Source organism: Streptomyces sp. PA03-1a, assembly GCF_033792805.1.
Taxonomy (GTDB): domain Bacteria; phylum Actinomycetota; class Actinomycetes; order Streptomycetales; family Streptomycetaceae; genus Actinacidiphila.
Genome location: NZ_JARAVO010000001.1, coordinates 12,834 through 30,920, shown reverse-complemented (window position 1 = coordinate 30,920; position 18,087 = coordinate 12,834). Strand labels below are relative to the sequence as shown.

Sequence of the window (18,087 nt, the reverse complement as noted above, 5' to 3'; positions counted from 1 at the left end):
TCGCGTGCGGGGGTGGTGTCAGGCGCTGGTCACGGAGGACGCGATCATGTCGAGGGAGACCTGCCACAGCAGCGCCGCCCGGTCGGGGTCCATGGCGTGGGCGGCGACGCCGCGGCGTATCCCGGGGGTGTGCGGGGCGGCTTCGTTGCAGTCCTCGAAGTAGCGGCCGGAGACGCCTTCGACCAGCGGTGATGCGGCGAGCAGCACGGAGGTGGCGGCTCCCTGCTCGATGTCCTTCCAGGACACGTCGGTGCTGGTGGCGTCGAAGGTGGTGGGACTGTTGGAGATGTCACCGATGTGGCGGCCGAGGCGGGTGGTGGTGATGCGGCCGGGGTTGAGGGCGTTGACGGCGATCAGGTCCGCTGCCCACCGGCGGGCCGCCTCGACGGTGAACAGGACGTTGGCGGTCTTGGACTGGCTGTAGGCCGCCCAGGGGTCGTAGGGGTGGTGCTCGAAGTGGACGTCGTCGAACAGCACGTCGCCGTTGACGTGGCCGACCGAGCTGACCGCGACCACGCGTGCCCCGCGCGCCGCGGCGAGGGCGTCGTGCAGGCCGGTGGCGAGGGTGAAGTGGCCGAGGTGGTTGGTGGCGAACTGCAGCTCCCAGCCTTCCTCGGTGCGCTCCAGTGGCGAGGCCATCACCCCGGCGTTGAGGACCAGGACGTGCAGCGGTCCCGACCAGGAGGCCACGAAGGCTCGCACGGATCCCTGGTCGGCGAGGTCGAGCAGGGCGGCGCGCACGCTTCCCGGGCCGCTCGCGGGGGTGATCTCCCGGGCGACCTGGGTGCCCGCGGCCAGGTCGCGGACGCCGATGGTGACCTCGGCGCCGGCGGCGGCGAGGGCGCGCGCGGTCTCGCGGCCGATGCCGGAGGCCGCCCCGGTGACGATGGCGCGCCGGCCCTCGAGGTCGACGCCGGCGAGTACGTCGGTGGCGGTGGTCTGCGCTCCGAAGGGCGTGGTGATGAGCTGGTCGGTCATGACGTTCTCCAGGAAGGCGGTGATGCGGGGCACGCGCGTGCGGCCGGTGGCGCACGGGCACGGTGCGGCCGTACTCTCGTATCCGGAACTGGTTCCGGTTCGCTTCAGGACTGTAAGCGGAACCGGTTCCGCTTGCAAGTGGCGGCGGGAAGGGAGACGGGATTGACCGGCGACGACGAGGCCCCGGCGCGGCGCGGCAGACCCCTGCGTGCCGACGCGCGGCGCAACGAGGACCGGGTGCTGGAGGCGGCGGCCGCGGCTTTCGCGCGGGACGGCATCGGCGCCTCCGTCAAGGACATCGCCCGCGACGCCGGCGTCGGCGTAGGAACGCTGTACCGCCGCTTCCCCTCCAAGGAACTGCTGGTCGAGGCGGCCTACCGGCACGAAGTGCAGCGCCTGTGCGAGGCGGCGCCCCACCTGGCGGCCACGCGCCCGCCCGAGGAGGCCCTGCGCACCTGGATGGAGTCCTTCATCGACTTCATGGCCGCCAAGCACGGCATGGCCGACGCGCTGCGCGTGGTGCTGACCGACGACAGCGAGAAGATGCACACCCGGGCCCTGCTCGCCGAGGCCATCACCCACCTGCTGGCTCCCAGGGACGGGGGGGACGGGCAGCGGATGGCCCGCCCGGACGTCGACCCCCAGGACGTCCTCATGGCCCTCGGCGGGATCAGCCTCATGGCCGCCAGCGAGGAACACCGCGACCTGGCCACCCGGCTCATCGACCTGCTGCTCCACGGCATCGTGCGCAGCTGATGCGCCGCGCCGCGGCCCGCCGGGCCCGGCGGTGCGGGTCGGGCCGGATGCCGTACGGCCGCGCGCTGCCGCGCGTCCCCGGAGCGGCGGACGGCTCGACCGGCTCAGGCGGAGTGGTCGTCGAAGCGGGCCCGGTGCCGGAGGACGAAGCTCTCGACGTCCAGGGGGTCGTCGCCGCCGATCCGCTTCACCAGGTCGTTCATGCCGGAGAAGGCGCCGTGACGGTAGTCGACGGCGACGGCGAGGAGGTGCTGGATGAGGTGGGGGGAGGCGCCGCGCTTCTCCAGGATGGCGGCGAATTCGTCGAGGTCGATCGGCACGTAGGTGACGTGACGGCCCAAGGCGCGTGACATGGCCTCGGCGATCTCGTAGTGGTCGAGTTCGACGGCTCCGTAGAGCGGGTAGATCTTGTCGGCGTGCGGGGCGGGGTCCTCGAGGATGGACGCGATCACCTTCGCCTGGTCGACGGCGGCGATCGGGGCGTGCCGCCCGTCGGCGAAGGGGAAGCGCAGTTCGCCGGTCCCGGTCCACATGTTGGTCAGCCATTCGGCGAAGAGGGTGGGACGCAGGTGGGTGACCGCGACAGGGGAGCGGTCCAACAGGCGTTCGGCGACCCAGTGCTGGCGCGCCGCGTTGCTGGCGGCCTCCCGGCGTGCGGAGATCTGCGACATGTTCACCATCGCTCCCACCTCGTTCTCCTCGGCCGCCTGGGCGAGGTTCGCCGTGGCGTCCATCAGGCCGGGGAGGATGGGGTACGTGAAGTAGGCGGCGTCGATGCCCTCGGTCGCGTGGGCCAGGGAGTCGAGGTCGTGGACGTCGCCGACCACGACCTCCGCGCCCAGCGTGGTGAGTGCCTCGGAACGTCCGTCGATGCGGCGGACCAGGGCACGGACGCGGTGACCGCGCTGCAGCAGCGTTTCGGTGGTGTACCTGCCGGTCTGGCCGGTGGCTCCGATCACCAGAAGTTTGCGGTTCGTCATGGCATCCTCCTGGGAGATGCGGCTGCGCGACGCCTTCCGTAACGCCTGACCCCGCACCGGCCGGACACCGACGAGCCCGGCGCACCGAAGGGGTGCGCCGGGCTCGGTCGGCACATGTCAGGGCGTGGCCCTGAGCGCACAGGCGACGACCGCGGTCACGGTGTGCGGGCCCACTCCCGCGGGTACCGCGTTCACCGTCCACCCGGTGGAGGGGTTCGCGAACGGGACGCTGGTCACGATCGTGGCCGTGTCGAGCGCGAATCCGCCGCCGACCGCCAACTCGCCCGTGGGGCAGGACAACGTGTGGTCGAGGCCGTCCGCCGCGAACGTGGCGACGAGGGTGTGGGCCCCGGAGAGCCCGCCAGGGGGGCCCGGGACGCCGGGGATGCCCTGGGGCCCGGGAGTTCCGGGAGGCCCGGCCTGGCCGGGGGGACCTGCGGGACCTGCGGGACCTGCGGGACCGGCCGGTCCCTGCGGCCCGGGAGGACCGGGGATGCCCGGACGGTTCAGGCAGTAGTTGGGGTACGACGGGTACGGGTAGCACGGGTGCACGGACCCCTGCTGGGCGGCGCCGTACTCCGTGCTGTCAGCCGCCGTGGAGCTGCCTTCCGTGGGCGCCGAGTACGCCGTACCCGTCACCACGCAGGACGCGAGTGCCGCGCTCGCGGCCACCGTCCACACGCGGACACGGCCGTAGCGTCGCTGTGCCGATGACATGGGCCTGGTTATTCGGTACAACACGTCACCTCCAGGTATGGGTTCTGCGGGCGGCCTGTGCCGTCCGCCCCGCCGTACGCAGCGGGGACCGTCACGCAGGACGTCGAACCCACAGCAAGGATCACTGTTCGTACTCACTTGCGCACGCCGTGTAGCCGAAGGGGTGACGTGACGCGGTCGTCTCTCACGACCGGGGCAGCCGTAGGGCGAGGAGGGCGATGTCGTCGACGTTGCCGGGGGGCATGCGGCTCAGGAGCTGGTCGCAGAAGTCGTCCAGCGGCTCGTCGGCCAGTGCGAGGGCGTTGCGGCGGAGCCGGCTGAGGCCGGTGTCGAGGTCGGCGCCGGGGAGTTCGATGAGGCCGTCGGTGTAGAGCAGGAGCGTGGACCCCGGCGGCAGGGGTGTGGTGGCGTCGGGCCGGGGCTCGCGGACGCCGATGTGCGCGCCCAGCAGCGGACTTCGCGCGTCGTCGAGGTAGCGGCCCGGGCCGTCCGGGGTGAGCAGCAGTGGCGGGGGATGTCCGGCGTTGGTCCAGCGCAGGGTCCAGGGGCCGTTCTGGGGGCCTTCGACGCGGGCGAGGATGAGCGTGGCCATGGGGACGGTCGTGATCACGGGCATGGCGTCGTCGAGGCGGTCGACGACGGCGCCGGGGGGTTCGGTGCGATCCCACGCCAAGGACCGTAGTATGCCCCGCAGTTGAGCCATCCCGGCGGCGGCGGTCAGGTCGTGGCCGACGACGTCGCCGATGACCAATGCGGTCGCGCCGTCTTTGAGCTGGAACGCGTCGTACCAGTCGCCACCGACCTGGGACGCGGCGGGTGCGGGCTCGTAGCGCGCGGACATGAGCAGGCGCCCGGGCTGGGGCAGGGGCGTGAGCAGGTTGCGTTGCATGGCTTCGGCGACGTCTCGTTGACGGCCGAACCGGCGCGTGTTCTCCAGGATCTGGCCGACCCGGCGGCCGATGTCCACGACGAGCTGCAGGTCGTCGTTGCCGAAGGGGGCGGCGGGGTCGGTGCGGACCAGGGTCAGGGCACCGGTGGAATTCCTCCCCGAGCCCAGCGGCACGGTGAGTGCCGATGCGGCGCCCACCGACTGGAGGAAGCCGTTGTGCAGGGCGGCCAGCGGCGAGTCCGGCCGCGCGGCCGCACCGGCCGGGTCCTGCAGGACGGGCACCGCCCCGCGCACGGCCTGGACCAGCGGGGAACGGGACTCGCCCGCCGAGGGGAGGCGGGCGCTCCAGCCTTCCTGCCCACGGTCCCGGCCCTCCGGTCCGGTGACCGCCACCCGGTGCGTCTCGCTGTCGTCGACGAGCAGGTCGACCGCCACCCAGTCGGCGAGTCCGGGGACCAGCAGGCGACCCAGGCGGGCGAGCGCCTCGTCGGTCTCGAGGGTCTGGCCGAGCACCGCGGTGATCTGCGCGACCAGCGTCAGGCGGCCGGTCAGGTCCTCCAAGGCGTGCATCTGCTCGGCACGTTCACTGCCGTGGTTGGTGAGGCCGGCGAACAGCATCGCGGTGCCCTTGAACGAGGTACCGTCCGTCACCGGCGCGGCGGACCAGGAGACCTCGACCAACTTGCCGTCACCGCACAGGTACCTGTCGCCGTCCGCACGCCCCGCACCCTTGAGGGTCAGCGCTTCGAGCAGCCTGCACCGGGCCCCGGTGCGCTCACGATCCGTGTGCCGGTGCACGAGGTCGTGGAAGTCCTCGCCGACCATCGCGTCGGAGGCGCGTGCCAGCAGCCGTTCGGCGGCCGGGTTGACCGCGACGACCCGGCCCGCAGGGTCGACCACGGCCAGCGATGCCCCCAGATGATCGACGACCTGCCGCCAGAAGCCCGGCTGCGACGCCCAACGCCGTCCCTCGTCAGCATCGTCCGACACCGCACCCTCCCTGATCGCCTCCGCGGCTCGCCACGAGCGTCTGCCCGGACAGGGGCACCGCGGACGACGACCGTCCCACCATGCTCCCGCCTGGGGGAACCCGACCGCGGCCGACACGACGACGTGCCGGCGCCCACGCCTGCGGCCCTCGGCCGGTGCGCGACCCGGCGACGAACCCGTCGTGGCACGGCCTCGGTCGAGGCCGCACCTGCCTGCGCGGCCCACCTGTTCCGCACTTCCGGGGACGCGTCGCTTCACTCGATTGGGTGGTGCACCAATCGCGGGGCCGCCTGGGTGGCGCATCACTTGCGTGAGGATCCACAGCAAGCAGCACCTGGCACGTGGCGGCCCCGCCGCGCTTTCCGGTCTGCTGGCCGCCGTCGCCGGGGTGGTGCGGCAGCAGGCCGGGCCGGTGGTGGCGGTGGGCGGAGCGGCGATCGACCGCACTCCCGCCGCGGTGAAGGACTGGGCGATCCGCTCGTTCGTCACCCACGACAAGCTCGTGCTGCAGCTCGGCACCCTCCTCGTGCTGGGCGCACTGACCGTCGCGCTCGGACTGCCGGGCATCCGTCACCGGCGCGCGGCAGCGGCCGGAGCGCTCCTGTTCGGTGTCAGCGGCGACAGACGCTTCCGCACCTGGCCGCCGCAGCCTGCCTGGTCACCGCCGTCGCCCTCGGCGGCTGGGCCGTCCACGCCCAGCGAGCGGTCGAAGGACAGCGCGCGCGAGCCACTCAGCTGGAGTGGCACAGCGCGACCCTGGCCGCCTCTCATGACAGACCCACGCGCCGCCTTCCATGCGATGGATCTCGCCGGCGGCGGCACGGCGACCGTGGTCGTCTCCTCCGGGCGGAACCAGGCCGCCCTCGTCTACACCGTTTTGCGGGCGGGCCACGTCTTGGAGTCATCACCGTCCACCGTTCGGTAGGTGTCTCATGCCTGAGCGCAGTACGAGCCGCCCTTCGAGTGGTGCGCTCAACTACGGCGCTGTCGGAGCGACGCGTCCCGCGGAGCAGCAGTGGTCGGGGGAGGGCACGGGCTTGCGGCCCTTCTCGCGCACCGTCGTCATCGGACGCGGGGACGCGGACTGGCGCGCCGCGGCGGACGCCGTTCTGCGCTGGGGTGTGAAGCGGCGAAGCGGCTTCACCGTCACGGGCCGTGACAACGCCGGGGAGAAGGTCGCCGAGGGAGCTGAGTACCGGATCACCGCAGGCTTCGGCCCGTTCGTGGTGCGGGAGCCCGTGCGGGTCGTGGCGGTGGTCGACATGCCGGACCGTTGCGGCTTCGCCTATGGGACTCTGCCCGGGCATCCTGTCCGTGGCGAGGAGTCCTTCGTCGTCCACCGCTCACCCGACGGTAGGGTCGCACTGACGATTCGCTCCCTGACCCGTGCCGCTCCCCACGGACCATGGCGGCCGCTGTTCCCGGCGTTGCTCTTGGCACAGCGATTCTTCCGGCGCCGTTACCTACGTGCCCTGATGCCGGCGTCTTGACCTTGTTCCCTGAGGCTCATCCGGCGGGCTCGAACGCCTCGTTCCATGTCGATGACGACGACCCCGTCCGTCGCGGTTCTCAGACGCGGACGCAGATGGCTACGGACAAGCCGCTGACACGCACCAACGGACCCGGAACGTGCGGGGTTCTGACGGGGAAGCGCCCGTACGCTGCGCGCATGGCCGGAGGGACTAGGATCCCAGCCGGGCGAAGCCGTAGCGCAGAGGTAGTCGCGCGCGGTCTCCAAAATCGCGAGGACATCGGTTCGAATCCGGTCGGCTTCGCCCGACCCATCCGGTCGCGGTGGCGAACGTTTGTGGTGATGCTGTCAGAGACAGCGTGGCCGCTCTCGTACAAGCAGTGTGCGTCGGTGACCGCGCCGTACTGGAGAGGCGGCGGTCATGACAGCGATGCCCACAGCGCGGCAAGGAAACGGGGGCCCCGGCGGCGGCGACATGCTCAGTGGCGCGTCCGTGGCCGCCGGGTCCCTGCTGATGCTGAGCGGGCCGCTCAGCATCCTCATGGGTGCGACCGCCATTGCGAAGGACACGCTGTTCGTCACGTCGTCCCACTACGCCTACGAGTTCGACCTGACCGCCTGGGGAGTCATCCACCTCGTCATCGGAGTGGCGCTCGTCGTCGCCGGTTTCGGTGTCCTGATGAACAAGAGCTGGGGTCGCGGGGCCGGCGCAGCGGTGGCGGGGATCAGTTTGATCACCCAGTTCATGTTCGTTCCGTATTACCCCGCATGGGCGATTCCTGTGATGGTTCTCGACCTCATCATCGTGTTCACCCTGACCAGGTTCCACGTCGGGTCCAGCGGCGGCCACTGAACGGGGCTTCGTATCCCGTCGGCGAGTAGCGGCAGCCAAGCTGGGTGCAGCATTTCCTCGCCCGCTTCGGCCTCGCCGGCGCGCTGATCCGCTATCGCAGGAGTGCCGGCTGAGGCAGTGCCGCAAGCCAGTTGGTCAGCAGGTGGTTGACCTCGTGGGGCCGTTCCTGCTGGAGCCAGTGGCCGCAGTCGTCCAGGAGGTGGGAGGAGACCAGGCCGGGCAAAGTGGTCGGGTAGGCGTCGATCGCGTCGGACATCCAGGTGGTGGAGGCGTCCAGGGTGCCGCCGATGAACAGGGACGGCTGGGTCAGGGGGACGCCGTTGAACTGGACGAGGTCCTCCCAGTCGCGGTCCATGTTGCGGTAGCGGTTGAGTGCTCCCGTGAGGCCGGTGCGCTCGAACTCCCCGGCGTAGTGGTCGAGGTCGGCCTCGGTGAGCCAGGAGGGGAGCCGGTCGGCGGGGAAGCGGTCGCGCAGGGTTCCGCCTGCGCTGACGAAGTGCGGGTCGGGCTGTCCCGGGGCCGGCATGGTGCCGGCGGACAGGGCGGCGTAGAAGCCCGCGAGCCAGCCCCGGACGTCGGGCTCGATCTCTGCCTCGGCCCGGCCCGGCTGCTGGAAGTAAGAGACGTAGAACTCCTGGTCTCCACCCATCCGCGCGAAGACGTCGCTGGGGCGCGGACCGCCGGGCGGGGCCTAGGGGACGCTGAGCAGGCCCACGGCGCGGAAGACGTCGGGGTGCAGCAGGGCGGAAGCGGCGGCGATGTTCGCGCCCCAGTCGTGGCCGATGACCACCGCTGTCTCCTCGCCCAGCGCGTGCACCAGGGCGACGTTGTCCTCCACCAGGGCGCGCATGCGGTACTCGCTCGTCTCGGTCGGCCTGGAGGAGCGGCCGTAGCCGCGCACGTCCATTGCCACCGCCCGGTATCCCGCCGTCGCCAGGGCCGGGAGCTGGTGGCGCCAGGAGTACCAGGACTCGGGGAAGCCGTGGACGAGCAGGACGAGCGGCCCGCTGCCTTGCTCGACCAGGTGCAGCCGTCCGGCAGGCGCGTCGACGGTGTGGTGGCGCAGGTCGCCGGACGGCGTGGGCTGGTGCATGGCTTCTCCTCGGGTTCCCCGGTGGCCGCGGTACCCGTCGATCATCCGCTGTCGACGGGCGGGGATGCGAGCCGCGTTGACAAACTGGCAAAATGGCAGGTCAGGACGGACACACGAGGGAGGCGAAGTGGAATGGCGGACGACGTCGCCGTGGTCCTGGCCGCCATGGGGCCGCGGCTGCGGGACGCGCGCGAGAAGCGCGGGGACACGCTCTCCGAGGTCAGCCGGGCAACCGGGATCGCCTCCAGCACGCTGTCACGGGTCGAGAACGGCCTGCGCAGACCGAATCTGGAACTGTTGCTGCGCCTGGCGAAGGCGTATGGCGTCTCCCTGGACGCTCTGGCCGGCACAGCCGAGGCCCCCGCGCAGCGGCCGTCCCGCCCGGTGCAGCGCGCGGTGGACGACAAGGCGGTACTGCCGCTGACCCACTATGTCGGAGGGCTGCACGCGCACAAGCACGTCCTGCCGGCCACCGACGAACAGCCCCCACGGCCGCACCAGTCGTCGCACGAAGGATACGAATGGCTCTGCGTGCTGTCCGGGCGGCTGTGGCTGGCACTCGGCGACCATGACCTCCTCCTGACCTCAGGAGAGGTCGCCGAGTTCGACACCCGCACCCCTCATGGATTCGCCAACGCGGGTCTCGGCGCGCCGGTCGAATACCTGATCATGTACGGGCCCCAAGGCGAGCGCCTACGCCCCCGCGTCCAGCCGACGGCCCACCACGACAGCTTCTGAGGTGCTCGAAACCAGCCCCGGCGCCGGACCGAAGTCGCCTGGGGCCGCCCTTCGGCCGCACGGGTCATTGTCCCGGGCCGTTCGGGGGGTGTGAGGCCTGACGTCGGCGTGCCTCCCACACCACCGGGGCACCGGTGGTCTTCGGGTGTGGGTGCGATGGCCATGCAGGAGCCCGGGCGTGCCCCGCGCGGAGACAGGAGAAGCTGCATGCTCAAGGGATCAGTTCGTGCTGCGCTGTCGTCGACGGTGCTGGCGGCGACGTCGGGCGCGGGCGGCCTGGTCGGGGCGATCCCGGCCGCGGCCGGCCAACTCACCGTGGTCGACTGCCGCGGCAACCCCATAGCCCTGCAGCCGGCCATCAACAGCGCCGCCCCGGGCGCGGCGCTCCTGGTGAGCGGGACCTGCACCGGCCCCTTCACCATCACCAAGGACCTGACCCTGATCGGCCTCAAACCCGCCGTCCTCGACGGCAACAAAGCCGGCTCCACCGTGACCGTGACCGGAGCCGTCCGGGTGCGACTGGACACGCTGACCATCACCAACGGCACCGGCAGCGGCATCCGCAACAACGGGGGCACGCTGGACCTGACCGGCTTCACGGTGGAGCACAACACGGCAGGCCCGGGTGGCGGCATCTACAACGACGTCAACGGCACGGTGACGCTGACCGGCTCCACGGTGCGCGACAACACCTCACACTCCGGCGGCGGCATCATCAACTTCGGCACCGTGCGGCTGACCGGCTCCACCGTGGAGCACAACACGTCGACCATCGACGGCGGCGGCATCTACAACAACTTCAACGGCACGGCGACGCTGACCGGCTCCACGGTGCGCCACAACACGGCGGCAAGGGCCGGTGGCGGCATCTACAACATCTTCAACAGCAGGGTGACGCTGACCAGTTCCACGGTGGGCGGCAACACGACGGGAACCGTCGGCGGCGGCATCTGGAACGACATCAACAGCACGGTGACGCTGATCGGTTCCACGGTGGGCGACAACACCGCCGGAACCGAAGGCGGTGGCGTCTACAACAAGGACGGCACGGTGACACTGACCGGCTCCACGGTGCGCAACAACCGCCCGGACAACTGCGGCGGGCCCGTTCCCGTCCCCGGCTGCACCGGCTGAACCCCCACCTTCCCCCGCCGGCCCCCGGCCAAAGATCGCGCCAACGTCCGCTTGGTGTCGATCACTCCCAGCCAATCCCACGTTCAAGACCCGCGGAATGCCGGTGCGCCCCCTCGTGACCGGGTGAAAATCATGCGATGAAGAGAATCGCCCGCGTGGCCCTGGCCTGTGCCGGATCTGTCACCCTGCTGTCCGGCTGTACCGAGCACAGTGCTTCCGCCACCGATGGCTACACCCCTGGCCCGACGGTCACCTCCACGGTCGCGCCTGATCCCGCGGTCCAGTTGGCCGAGCACTACCGCCATTCCGGCGGAGTGACGGACGTGTACGGGCTTCTGCGCGGTTCCGGCCCTGGCGGGGTTCCCCTGGTGACGGTGTGGACGCACAACTCGGACGATGATCCCAAGCCCTTCGAGGAGCTCAAGGGATCGATCACCGATTTCCTGCGGCGTGAGGAAGGGGTCTCCTTGAATAAGGGGTACCTGATGGACGTCTTCGGCCCGGATGGTCGCTTGCAGCACCGCCTCGACGCGCGGACGTGACTCCAGGTCGGCGGCCGTACGCGTCTCTGGTCCGCCGCTCGTTGCGGGCCGGCCAAGCTCACGGCCCGTTCATTCAAGGAGCGCGAACGACGCCCGTTCTTGCCAATTCGCACCGTCATGCACGATGAGGTCGACTGATGAGACCCGGGACGTGAAGGGGAGCTTGCTGAGCAGTTCGGCCTCAATCTGATCCAGAACTTCATCGTCCTGACCGTCAGCGACGGTCAGGTGCGGCACGATCTCGCTGAACTGGCCTCCGTAGGGAGGGGCTTCGGGCCACCGCTCAGCGATCACCTCAGTGAGCACCCGCAACTGCGCGTCGGGCTCAGGAGCGAGATACAGCACTCCCGGAAACCGCCCACAGCTGTCAAACCGCAGGTCAAAGGCGTGACGGCTGCCGAGAACATCAGTGAGAGCCGAGTGGACACGCGCATCTATTCGGTTCTCGTCGAGGAACGGGAAGAGCACCGTGACATGTGCGGGTACTCCTGCTTGGGCTGACGGATCGAACCGTTCACGCCATGCGCGGACGGCCGGCTCGGCGTCCGGGATCCTGACGATGAGTCCTGTCCGGCCTGCCTGAAATCCACCGCTGCTGTCATCCGCCATGACACCGCATGCTGCCACCTCGGAAGCCGGCGACAGCACTCATCATGTGTCCGTGACCACTGCTCGCCGCGGTGCCTGCGACAGCTCCCGGAACCGGCGTGCGCGTCGTGTCTCGGGGGCGTCCGCACGCCTGGTCCTCGGAGGGAGGCCGGCCGCCAGGGAAGACCCTTCCTGGTACCGGCCTTACCAGGCACGAGGCCCGCCCGGTCGGCAGACGGGGCTACGCTCCGAAGGATGACCACGGGATCCCACGAGACGATCAGCCCCCAGCCGCTGCACCTGGAGCGCGGCTCGGTCCACGACGAGGCGTGCCCGAGCTTCCAAGGCGCCGTCGAGCTCGTCGGACGCCGCTGGACGGGCGCGATCCTGGCCGCGGCGGCCCAGGGTGCGCGCCGGTTCGGCGAGTACCGCGCCGTCATCGCCGGGATCTCCGACCGGCTGCTCGCCCAGCGCCTGAAGGAACTCGAGGCCGAGGGCCTCATCGAGCGCTCCGTCATCCCGAGCACCCCGGTGCAGGTCCGCTACGCCCTCGCCCCCGACGGCCAGGCGCTCATCGCGGCCCTGCAGCCCCTCGCGCAGTGGAGTGCACGTCGTTTGCGTCGAGCCCGGTAGCGGGGGCGGGGGCGGGGGAGGAGGGGCCGCTGACTCGGAAATGCCCCGGAATGGGTGTATGTGCTGGTGAATGGGTAATAACCACGCAAAATCTCCGAGAGCAGAGCAGAGGGGTGTCTCATGACCCGAGGAGCAGAGGGATTGCCCTACCCCACTCCCCGCGCGAACGTCGACCTGGCCCGCGAATGCGGAGCCTGCTTCGGCTGGGGAACCGTCATCACCGACCAAGGCCGGCACGAACTCTGCGGGGACTGCCAGGACGACAGGCTCACCGAACAGCAGCGCGTCAGGGCGGTACGGCTACGGCCGGGCTCCCGCTACACCTCGCCCCGCTGACCCCGCTCCCGCCGGCCCCCACGGATGCGCCGGGCGGCATCACCACGCCTCCGCGCCGCCCCCACGCCACTCCACCTGACCGGGGTCGGTCAAGCTGACCGTCCCCGCGTCGTACCCGGCGAGCCACAGGTACCGCAACAGGTCCGCCAGGGAGTGCGCGGTGCCGAAGTACTCGCCCCGGATCACGACCCTTCGTCCGTCGACCGGCGGTTCCACGATCACCGGCGGCCCCTCGGTGCGCGTAACCCCAGCCTGCAACAGCAACCGCGAAGGGCGCGCGGCGGCGCCCCTCACCCGGGCGTGCCGCATGCCGCCGGCGCCCAGCGCCCAGCGCCCCCGGGCCCAAGGGGTCGCTTCCGCGCGCGTGACCTCAGGACATCAACGGGAGCCTGCCGACGATCTTGTTGACGCGGTTGCGCGGGCCGACGATGCTCACCGCGCAGTACTCCATCGCCTCGGCCGACGTCCTGCCCACGGCGTCGCGGTAGTCGGTGTAGACCAGCGTGCGCTGCGCGGCGGCCGGCATGTCGGCGACGAACACGTCCGCGGAGGCGCCGGCCTTGGCGCGGATCGCGCGCAGTGCGGCGGCGTCGGCGGTCAGCACCGTGCAGCCCACCCAGGGCAGGGCCGGATGGACGTTGCCCTCGGCGTCGGTGACGTCCACGCCGAGCAGTCCGGGAACCCGGGCCGCCGTCGGGGCCGCCACGCAGACTGCGGCGTTCGACGCCCGGCCCGCCGGCAGTGCCTCGTCGACCACCACCACCCACTTCAGTCGCGCGTCGCGGGTCGACAGGTCCAGGACCACCTCCTCCGGTGCGAAGCCGACCGCCATGCCAGGCATGTCCTGGCGGGCCTCGTGCAACTCACCCATCTGCGGACTCCTCGGGGTATCAAGTACGGGTGGACTGCTGGAATGCTATGCACTCGTACGAAGCTGATGCAAAGCATCCGTACATGTATCGGAGAAGGGCGGATTTCGGTGGCGCTGGACGAGATTGATACGGCGATCCTGCGGGAACTGCAGTCGGATGCACGGAAGACCAACAGGGAGGTGGCCGCGGCGGTCGGGGTCTCTCCCACCACCGCCCTCGACCGCACCCGGGCACTGCGCCGGCGCGGCATCATCCGGGGCGCGATCCTCGACGTCGACCTCGCGGCGATCGGCCGCCCGGTCCAGGCCCTCATCGCGGTGCGGGTCCGGCCCCCGTCCCGCACGGTCATCGAGAGCTTCCGCACCTGGGTCAGCGCGCTGCCCGACACGCTCGGCGTCTACGTGACCTCGGGCACGGAGGACTTCCTCATCCACGTCGCCGTCCCCGACAACAACGCGCTCTACGCGTTCGTCATCGACCGGCTCACCCAACGCCCCGAGATCGCGGACGTGCGTTCCTCGATCGTCTACGAGCACATCACCAACACCCGGATCACGCCGCACCCGGGCCCCGCCGAGTGATCCCGTCCCCCCACCCGCCCGTCACCTACTTCGACGCCCCGAGGGTGGAGACGTCGATGACGAAGCGGTAGCGCACGTCGCCGCGGTCCAGACGCTCCAGAGCGGTGTTGACCTGGTCCGCGGGCACGGTCTCGATGTCCGCGGCGATGCCGTGGCTCGCGCAGAAGTCGAGCATCTCCTGGTTCTCGCGGATGCTGCCGTTCTTCGTCGAGGTGATGATCCGGCGCGGGCTGCCGAGCAGCATGCCCTGGAAGGTGGCGGCCTCGGCGGTGACGCCCGCGTTGACCAGCACGCCGTCCAGGCGCAGCAGTGCGAGGTAGGCGTTGGTGTCGATGCCGCCCGACACCGTGTTGACGATCAGGTCGAAGCCCTGCCCGTGATCCCGGACGTAGGAGCCGTCCTCGGTGGACACGTAGTCGTCCGCTCCGAACCGCAGACCGTCCTCGCGCTTGGACAGGCTCCGGCTGAGCACGGTGACCTCCGCGCCCATCGCGTGCGCCATCTTCACCCCGATGTGCCCGAGGCCGCCCATGCCGACGACGGCGACCTTCCTGCCCGCCGCCGCGCCCCAGCGGCGCAGCGGCGCGTACATCGTGACCCCCGCGCAGAGCAGCGGGGCGGCGACGTCCAGGGCGAGTCCGTCGGGGATGCGGAGGACGTAGTGCTCGTCCACGACGATCCTCCGGCTGTAGCCGCCGAAGGTGGGCCGCTCGTCGTAGTCGAGCGCGCCGTAGGTGAGGACCTCACCCTTGAGGCAGTGCTGCTCCTCGCCCGCGAGGCAGTTCACGCACGTGCGGCAGGAGTCGACGTAGCAGCCGACGCCCACCCGGTCCCCGACGGCGTACCGGGTGACGTCCGGGCCGGTCGCGACGACGGTCCCGGTGATCTCGTGGCCCGGGACCATGGGGAACAGGCCCTCCATCCAGTGGTTGCGCAGGAGGGCGATGTCGGTGTGGCAGATGCCGGTGTACGCGATGTCGATGACGACGTCGTGAGGGCCCGGGTCACGGCGCTCGATGGTCGTGAGCTCGACCGGCGCGTCGGGGCCGGCTGCGGCGAGGGCGGGAACGACGAAAGGCATGCCTGTCTCCTGGTGGGGCGACGTCGGACGGGGAGAACTTCCGTCTTCGACTGCACCAGGTGCGGGGCCCCCGGCGAAGAGGGAGCGTGACCGTGCTGAGGGTGCTACTCGCAGAGCCACCTTCGGGGCCCCACGGAGGCGGGGCTCGGCTATACCTGGGGTATGGACGCTGAGAGGGCCTTGCGGGACTTCCTCGTCTCCCGGCGGGCGGCGATCGACCCCGGGCGGACGGGACTGCCGGTCGGCTACGGCAGCCGACGGGTGCCGGGACTCCGGCGCGAGGAGGTCGCGGCCCTCGCCGGCGTGAGCGTGGCCTACTACACGAAGCTGGAACAGGGGCGGATCGGCCGCATCTCCGAGGAGGTCCTCGCAGCGGTGGAGAAGGCGCTCCAGCTCGACCAGCTGGAGTGCGCGCACTTCCGCACACTGGTACGGAACGCGGGAAGCCGGCCCACCCCCTCGGCGCCGCCCCCGGCGAAGGCCAGGCCGGGCGTCGTCGCCCTGGTGCACGCGCTCGACCTGCCCGCCATGGTGCACGGGCCGCGACTGGAGGTGCTGGCGGTCAACCACACCGCCAGGCTCCTCATCGACGACTTCGACGCCATGCCCGTCAAGGAGCGCAACCTCGCCCGCTGGACGTTCCTCAACCCCCGGGCCAGGACCGTCTACCCCGAGTGGAACAGGATCGCGCCCCAGGTCGCGGCGGCACTGCGCCAGGTCGCCGCGGACCGGGCTGCGGACCCTGTGCTGGAGCAGCTCGTGGGGGAGATCGCGGTGGCCTCGCCGGAGTTCGCACGGTACTGGGCGGAGTACCGGCTGTACGAGCACTCGTACGGCGTGAAGCGGTTCTTCAACGAGACCGTGGGCGAGATGAGCCTGCACTACGAGACGATGGCCCTGCCCGGCGGCAAGGGCCAGAGCGTCATCGTCTTCAGGGCCGACCGGGGCTCGCCGTCGGAGGAGAAGCTGCGCATCCTGGCCAGCTGGAACGTGCCCGCGGCCGAGGACGCCGACCGTCACGTCCGGCCGTAGGGCCAGGCCGGTGCCCGCGGATCGTCCGATCGCCGGTCGACCTGGCTCGACATCAGGAAGCTTGCCGTCACCGGGTGGATTTCAGCTGCGTACGGGTCCGCCGGCAACCGCCGTCACCGTGCGGGTCGTCCGCCCGTGTCGAGCGCGCCGTGTTCCGACGGCCCGGCATGTGGCGTAGACGAGGAACGAGATGGTCGTGACGTAGGGGCTGATGGGGATGCTGCTGCCGAGGGCGAGGAGGATGCCGCTCTCGACGGCGAGGACGGCGAAGAGCACGCTCAGCAACGGCAGGAGCACGGGGGAGGCGGTGACCCGGCCGGCCGCAGCGGCAGGGGTGACGACCAGACTGAGGACCAGGAGGGCCCCGACGACCTGTACCGACAGGGCGATCGTGATTCCCAGGAGGAGCATGAAGGCCACGGACAGCCCGCGGACGGGCAGGCCGCGTGCTTCGGCGACGTGCGCGTCGGCGCTGGTGAAGGCCAGGGGGCGCCAGATGACGGCGAGGGCGATCAGCACCAGCGCGGACAGGGTGAGCATCCACCCGGTCTGCGGATCGTCGACGGCCACGATCTGGCCGGTCAGCAGGCCGAACTTGTTGGCCGAACGGCCCTTGTAGAGCGCGAGGAAGAGGACGCCGAGGCCGAGCCCGAACGGCATCAGGATGCCGATGATCGAGTTGCGGTCCCGGGCGCGGGAGCCCAGTACGCCGATCGCCACGGCGGCGATGAGCGATCCGACGATCGAGCCGGCCACCACGTTCACCCCGATCAGCAGGGCCGCGGAGGCGCCCGCGAAGGACAGTTCGCTGATCCCGTGGACGGCGAAGGGCAGGTCGCGGAGGACCACGAAGACCCCGGTCAGTCCGCCGACCAGGCCCAGCGCGCCCCCCACGATGAGGGAGTTGCGCACCAGGCCGAGCAGGGCGCCGTAGTCCTGGAAGTTGGACATCTGCTGCCACATCTCGGCCGCCGTCATCGGTCTGCTCCGTCGGGTTCGTGTGCGTCCGCGGCGTCAAGTCCCGGGTGGTGCACGGCCTGCTGGTCATGGGTACCGACGACGACGATCCTGCCCCGCACCCGCAGGACGTCGACGTGCGCGCCGTACAGGGCCGACAGGGATCGCGACGTCAGCACGTCCTCCGGGGCGCCGGTGCGGTGTCCTTGCGGGGCGAGGTAGAGCACCCGGTCCACCAGGTCGAGCACAGGGTTGATCTCATGGGTCACGAACACCACGGCGGTCCCGTGGTCCCGGCGCCTTCGGTCGATGAGCTCGGTCACCGCCCGCTGGTGGTGGAGGTCCAGGGAGAGCGTGGGCTCGTCGCACAGGAGCACGCGGGGGTCGGTGGCAAGTGCCTGCCCTATGCGGACGCGCTGCCGTTCGCCGCCCGAGAGGGTGCCAAGGGGCGCGTTCGCGTAGGCCGAAGCGCCGACGGCGTCCAGGACGGCGTCGATGCGCCGCCGGGTGGCGGCGTCGCGCCGGCGCAGCCCGAACCGGTGTCCGTCCAGGCCGTAACCCACCAGATCACGCGCCCGCACCATGTCGTGCGCCATGGCCGTCCCCTGCTGGGGCACGTACCCGATGTGGGGCGCGGCCTGACGGGGCTCGTCGCCGAGCACGTGCAGGGTGCCTGAGGAGAGCGGCCGGCGCCCCAGAAGGGCCTGGACGAGACTCGTCTTGCCGGAGCCGTTCGGTCCGAGCACCGCCCAGAACTCCCCGGGCGCCACGTCCAGATCGAGATCCTTCCAGAGGGTGCGGTCCCCGTACCGGAGACCGCCCTTCCTCATCCGGATCAGCGGCCCCGGCCTGCCGTCAACGTGCGA

At 70.9% G+C, this 18,087-nt stretch carries 21 protein-coding genes, 1 tRNA gene and 1 pseudogene; 12 read left to right on the top strand and 11 right to left on the bottom strand.

The window, feature by feature from the left end:
* Positions 1 to 18: 18 nt before the first annotated feature.
* Entirely contained in the window at positions 19 to 978 is a 960-nt protein-coding gene (locus tag PV341_RS00180; RefSeq protein WP_500329218.1) for an SDR family NAD(P)-dependent oxidoreductase, read from the bottom strand.
* Between the two features lie 162 nt (positions 979 to 1,140).
* Here PV341_RS00180 and PV341_RS00175 point away from each other — a divergent pair, with 162 nt between their 5' ends.
* Entirely contained in the window at positions 1,141 to 1,734 is a 594-nt protein-coding gene (locus tag PV341_RS00175) for a TetR/AcrR family transcriptional regulator (RefSeq protein WP_500329128.1), read from the top strand.
* A 104-nt stretch (positions 1,735 to 1,838) separates the two neighbouring features.
* Here PV341_RS00175 and PV341_RS00170 read toward each other — a convergent pair whose 3' ends face one another.
* From PV341_RS00170 to PV341_RS00160, 3 genes are all read right to left on the bottom strand, one after another.
* A complete protein-coding gene (locus tag PV341_RS00170) occupies positions 1,839 to 2,714 on the bottom strand; it encodes an NmrA family NAD(P)-binding protein (RefSeq protein ID WP_500356267.1) in 876 nt (291 codons plus the stop codon).
* A 117-nt stretch (positions 2,715 to 2,831) separates the two neighbouring features.
* Complete coding sequence (locus tag PV341_RS00165) at positions 2,832 to 3,431, bottom strand: hypothetical protein (protein ID WP_500329125.1); 600 nt, start codon at positions 3,429 to 3,431, stop codon at positions 2,832 to 2,834.
* A 184-nt stretch (positions 3,432 to 3,615) separates the two neighbouring features.
* Complete coding sequence (locus PV341_RS00160) at positions 3,616 to 5,310, bottom strand: SpoIIE family protein phosphatase (RefSeq protein ID WP_500329124.1); 1,695 nt, start codon at positions 5,308 to 5,310, stop codon at positions 3,616 to 3,618.
* Between the two features lie 310 nt (positions 5,311 to 5,620).
* Here PV341_RS00160 and PV341_RS00155 point away from each other — a divergent pair, with 310 nt between their 5' ends.
* The 4 genes from PV341_RS00155 (at position 5,621) to PV341_RS00140 (ending at position 7,634) form a co-directional block, all read left to right on the top strand.
* Positions 5,621 to 6,235 (top strand): hypothetical protein, encoded by a 615-nt coding sequence (locus tag PV341_RS00155; protein ID WP_500329123.1) that lies wholly within the window; start codon positions 5,621 to 5,623, stop codon positions 6,233 to 6,235.
* Between the two features lie 7 nt (positions 6,236 to 6,242).
* Positions 6,243 to 6,800 (top strand): DUF1990 domain-containing protein, encoded by a 558-nt coding sequence (locus tag PV341_RS00150; RefSeq protein WP_500329122.1) that lies wholly within the window; start codon positions 6,243 to 6,245, stop codon positions 6,798 to 6,800.
* Between the two features lie 210 nt (positions 6,801 to 7,010).
* Positions 7,011 to 7,085: transfer RNA gene (locus PV341_RS00145), tRNA-Trp, on the top strand.
* A 117-nt stretch (positions 7,086 to 7,202) separates the two neighbouring features.
* Positions 7,203 to 7,634: a DUF7144 family membrane protein gene (locus tag PV341_RS00140; protein ID WP_500356266.1), complete on the top strand. Its 432-nt coding sequence runs from the start codon at positions 7,203 to 7,205 to the stop codon at positions 7,632 to 7,634.
* A 91-nt stretch (positions 7,635 to 7,725) separates the two neighbouring features.
* On the opposite strand, the pseudogene PV341_RS00135 reads toward PV341_RS00140, so the two are convergent.
* A pseudogene (locus PV341_RS00135) lies at positions 7,726 to 8,727 on the bottom strand (alpha/beta fold hydrolase).
* A gap of 132 nt (positions 8,728 to 8,859) precedes the next feature.
* Between PV341_RS00135 and PV341_RS00130 the strand changes: the two are divergent.
* From PV341_RS00130 to PV341_RS00120, 3 genes are all read left to right on the top strand, one after another.
* Positions 8,860 to 9,465 carry a helix-turn-helix domain-containing protein gene (locus tag PV341_RS00130; protein ID WP_500356264.1) on the top strand — a complete coding sequence of 202 codons (606 nt, stop codon included), beginning with the start codon at positions 8,860 to 8,862 and terminating at the stop codon, positions 9,463 to 9,465.
* Positions 9,466 to 9,672: 207 nt separating this feature from the next.
* Positions 9,673 to 10,599: a right-handed parallel beta-helix repeat-containing protein gene (locus tag PV341_RS00125; protein WP_500356262.1), complete on the top strand. Its 927-nt coding sequence runs from the start codon at positions 9,673 to 9,675 to the stop codon at positions 10,597 to 10,599.
* 137 nt (positions 10,600 to 10,736) lie between these two features.
* Positions 10,737 to 11,141 (top strand): hypothetical protein, encoded by a 405-nt coding sequence (locus PV341_RS00120; RefSeq protein WP_500329117.1) that lies wholly within the window; start codon positions 10,737 to 10,739, stop codon positions 11,139 to 11,141.
* Positions 11,142 to 11,210: 69 nt separating this feature from the next.
* Here PV341_RS00120 and PV341_RS00115 read toward each other — a convergent pair whose 3' ends face one another.
* The gene (locus tag PV341_RS00115) at positions 11,211 to 11,750 is read right to left on the bottom strand and encodes a 2'-5' RNA ligase family protein (RefSeq protein ID WP_500329116.1); all 540 of its coding nucleotides are present in this window, start codon (positions 11,748 to 11,750) and stop codon (positions 11,211 to 11,213) included.
* A 234-nt stretch (positions 11,751 to 11,984) separates the two neighbouring features.
* Here PV341_RS00115 and PV341_RS00110 point away from each other — a divergent pair, with 234 nt between their 5' ends.
* Entirely contained in the window at positions 11,985 to 12,362 is a 378-nt protein-coding gene (locus PV341_RS00110) for a winged helix-turn-helix transcriptional regulator (RefSeq protein WP_500356261.1), read from the top strand.
* Between the two features lie 120 nt (positions 12,363 to 12,482).
* Positions 12,483 to 12,698 carry a hypothetical protein gene (locus tag PV341_RS00105; protein WP_500329114.1) on the top strand — a complete coding sequence of 72 codons (216 nt, stop codon included), beginning with the start codon at positions 12,483 to 12,485 and terminating at the stop codon, positions 12,696 to 12,698.
* A 39-nt stretch (positions 12,699 to 12,737) separates the two neighbouring features.
* Here the strand turns inward: PV341_RS00105 and PV341_RS00100 are convergent, their stop codons facing one another.
* Both PV341_RS00100 and PV341_RS00095 read right to left on the bottom strand, forming a co-directional pair.
* Positions 12,738 to 12,920, bottom strand: a complete 183-nt coding sequence (locus PV341_RS00100; protein ID WP_500356259.1) for a hypothetical protein — start codon at positions 12,918 to 12,920, stop codon at positions 12,738 to 12,740.
* A gap of 148 nt (positions 12,921 to 13,068) precedes the next feature.
* Positions 13,069 to 13,569 (bottom strand): DUF2000 domain-containing protein, encoded by a 501-nt coding sequence (locus tag PV341_RS00095; protein WP_500356258.1) that lies wholly within the window; start codon positions 13,567 to 13,569, stop codon positions 13,069 to 13,071.
* Between the two features lie 108 nt (positions 13,570 to 13,677).
* Here PV341_RS00095 and PV341_RS00090 point away from each other — a divergent pair, with 108 nt between their 5' ends.
* Entirely contained in the window at positions 13,678 to 14,151 is a 474-nt protein-coding gene (locus tag PV341_RS00090) for an Lrp/AsnC family transcriptional regulator (RefSeq protein ID WP_500329111.1), read from the top strand.
* 25 nt (positions 14,152 to 14,176) lie between these two features.
* On the opposite strand, the gene PV341_RS00085 is transcribed toward PV341_RS00090, so the two are convergent.
* Positions 14,177 to 15,232: an NAD(P)-dependent alcohol dehydrogenase gene (locus tag PV341_RS00085; RefSeq protein WP_500329110.1), complete on the bottom strand. Its 1,056-nt coding sequence runs from the start codon at positions 15,230 to 15,232 to the stop codon at positions 14,177 to 14,179.
* 162 nt (positions 15,233 to 15,394) lie between these two features.
* Between PV341_RS00085 and PV341_RS00080 the strand changes: the two genes are divergently transcribed.
* Complete coding sequence (locus PV341_RS00080; protein ID WP_500329109.1) at positions 15,395 to 16,264, top strand: helix-turn-helix domain-containing protein; 870 nt, start codon at positions 15,395 to 15,397, stop codon at positions 16,262 to 16,264.
* 81 nt (positions 16,265 to 16,345) lie between these two features.
* Here PV341_RS00080 and PV341_RS00075 read toward each other — a convergent pair whose 3' ends face one another.
* Positions 16,346 to 17,242: a metal ABC transporter permease gene (locus PV341_RS00075; protein WP_500356256.1), complete on the bottom strand. Its 897-nt coding sequence runs from the start codon at positions 17,240 to 17,242 to the stop codon at positions 16,346 to 16,348.
* Complete coding sequence (locus PV341_RS00070; protein ID WP_500329107.1) at positions 17,239 to 18,051, bottom strand: metal ABC transporter ATP-binding protein; 813 nt, start codon at positions 18,049 to 18,051, stop codon at positions 17,239 to 17,241. The genes PV341_RS00075 and PV341_RS00070 overlap by 4 nt, the downstream gene beginning before the upstream one ends.
* Positions 18,052 to 18,087 lie beyond the last annotated feature (36 nt).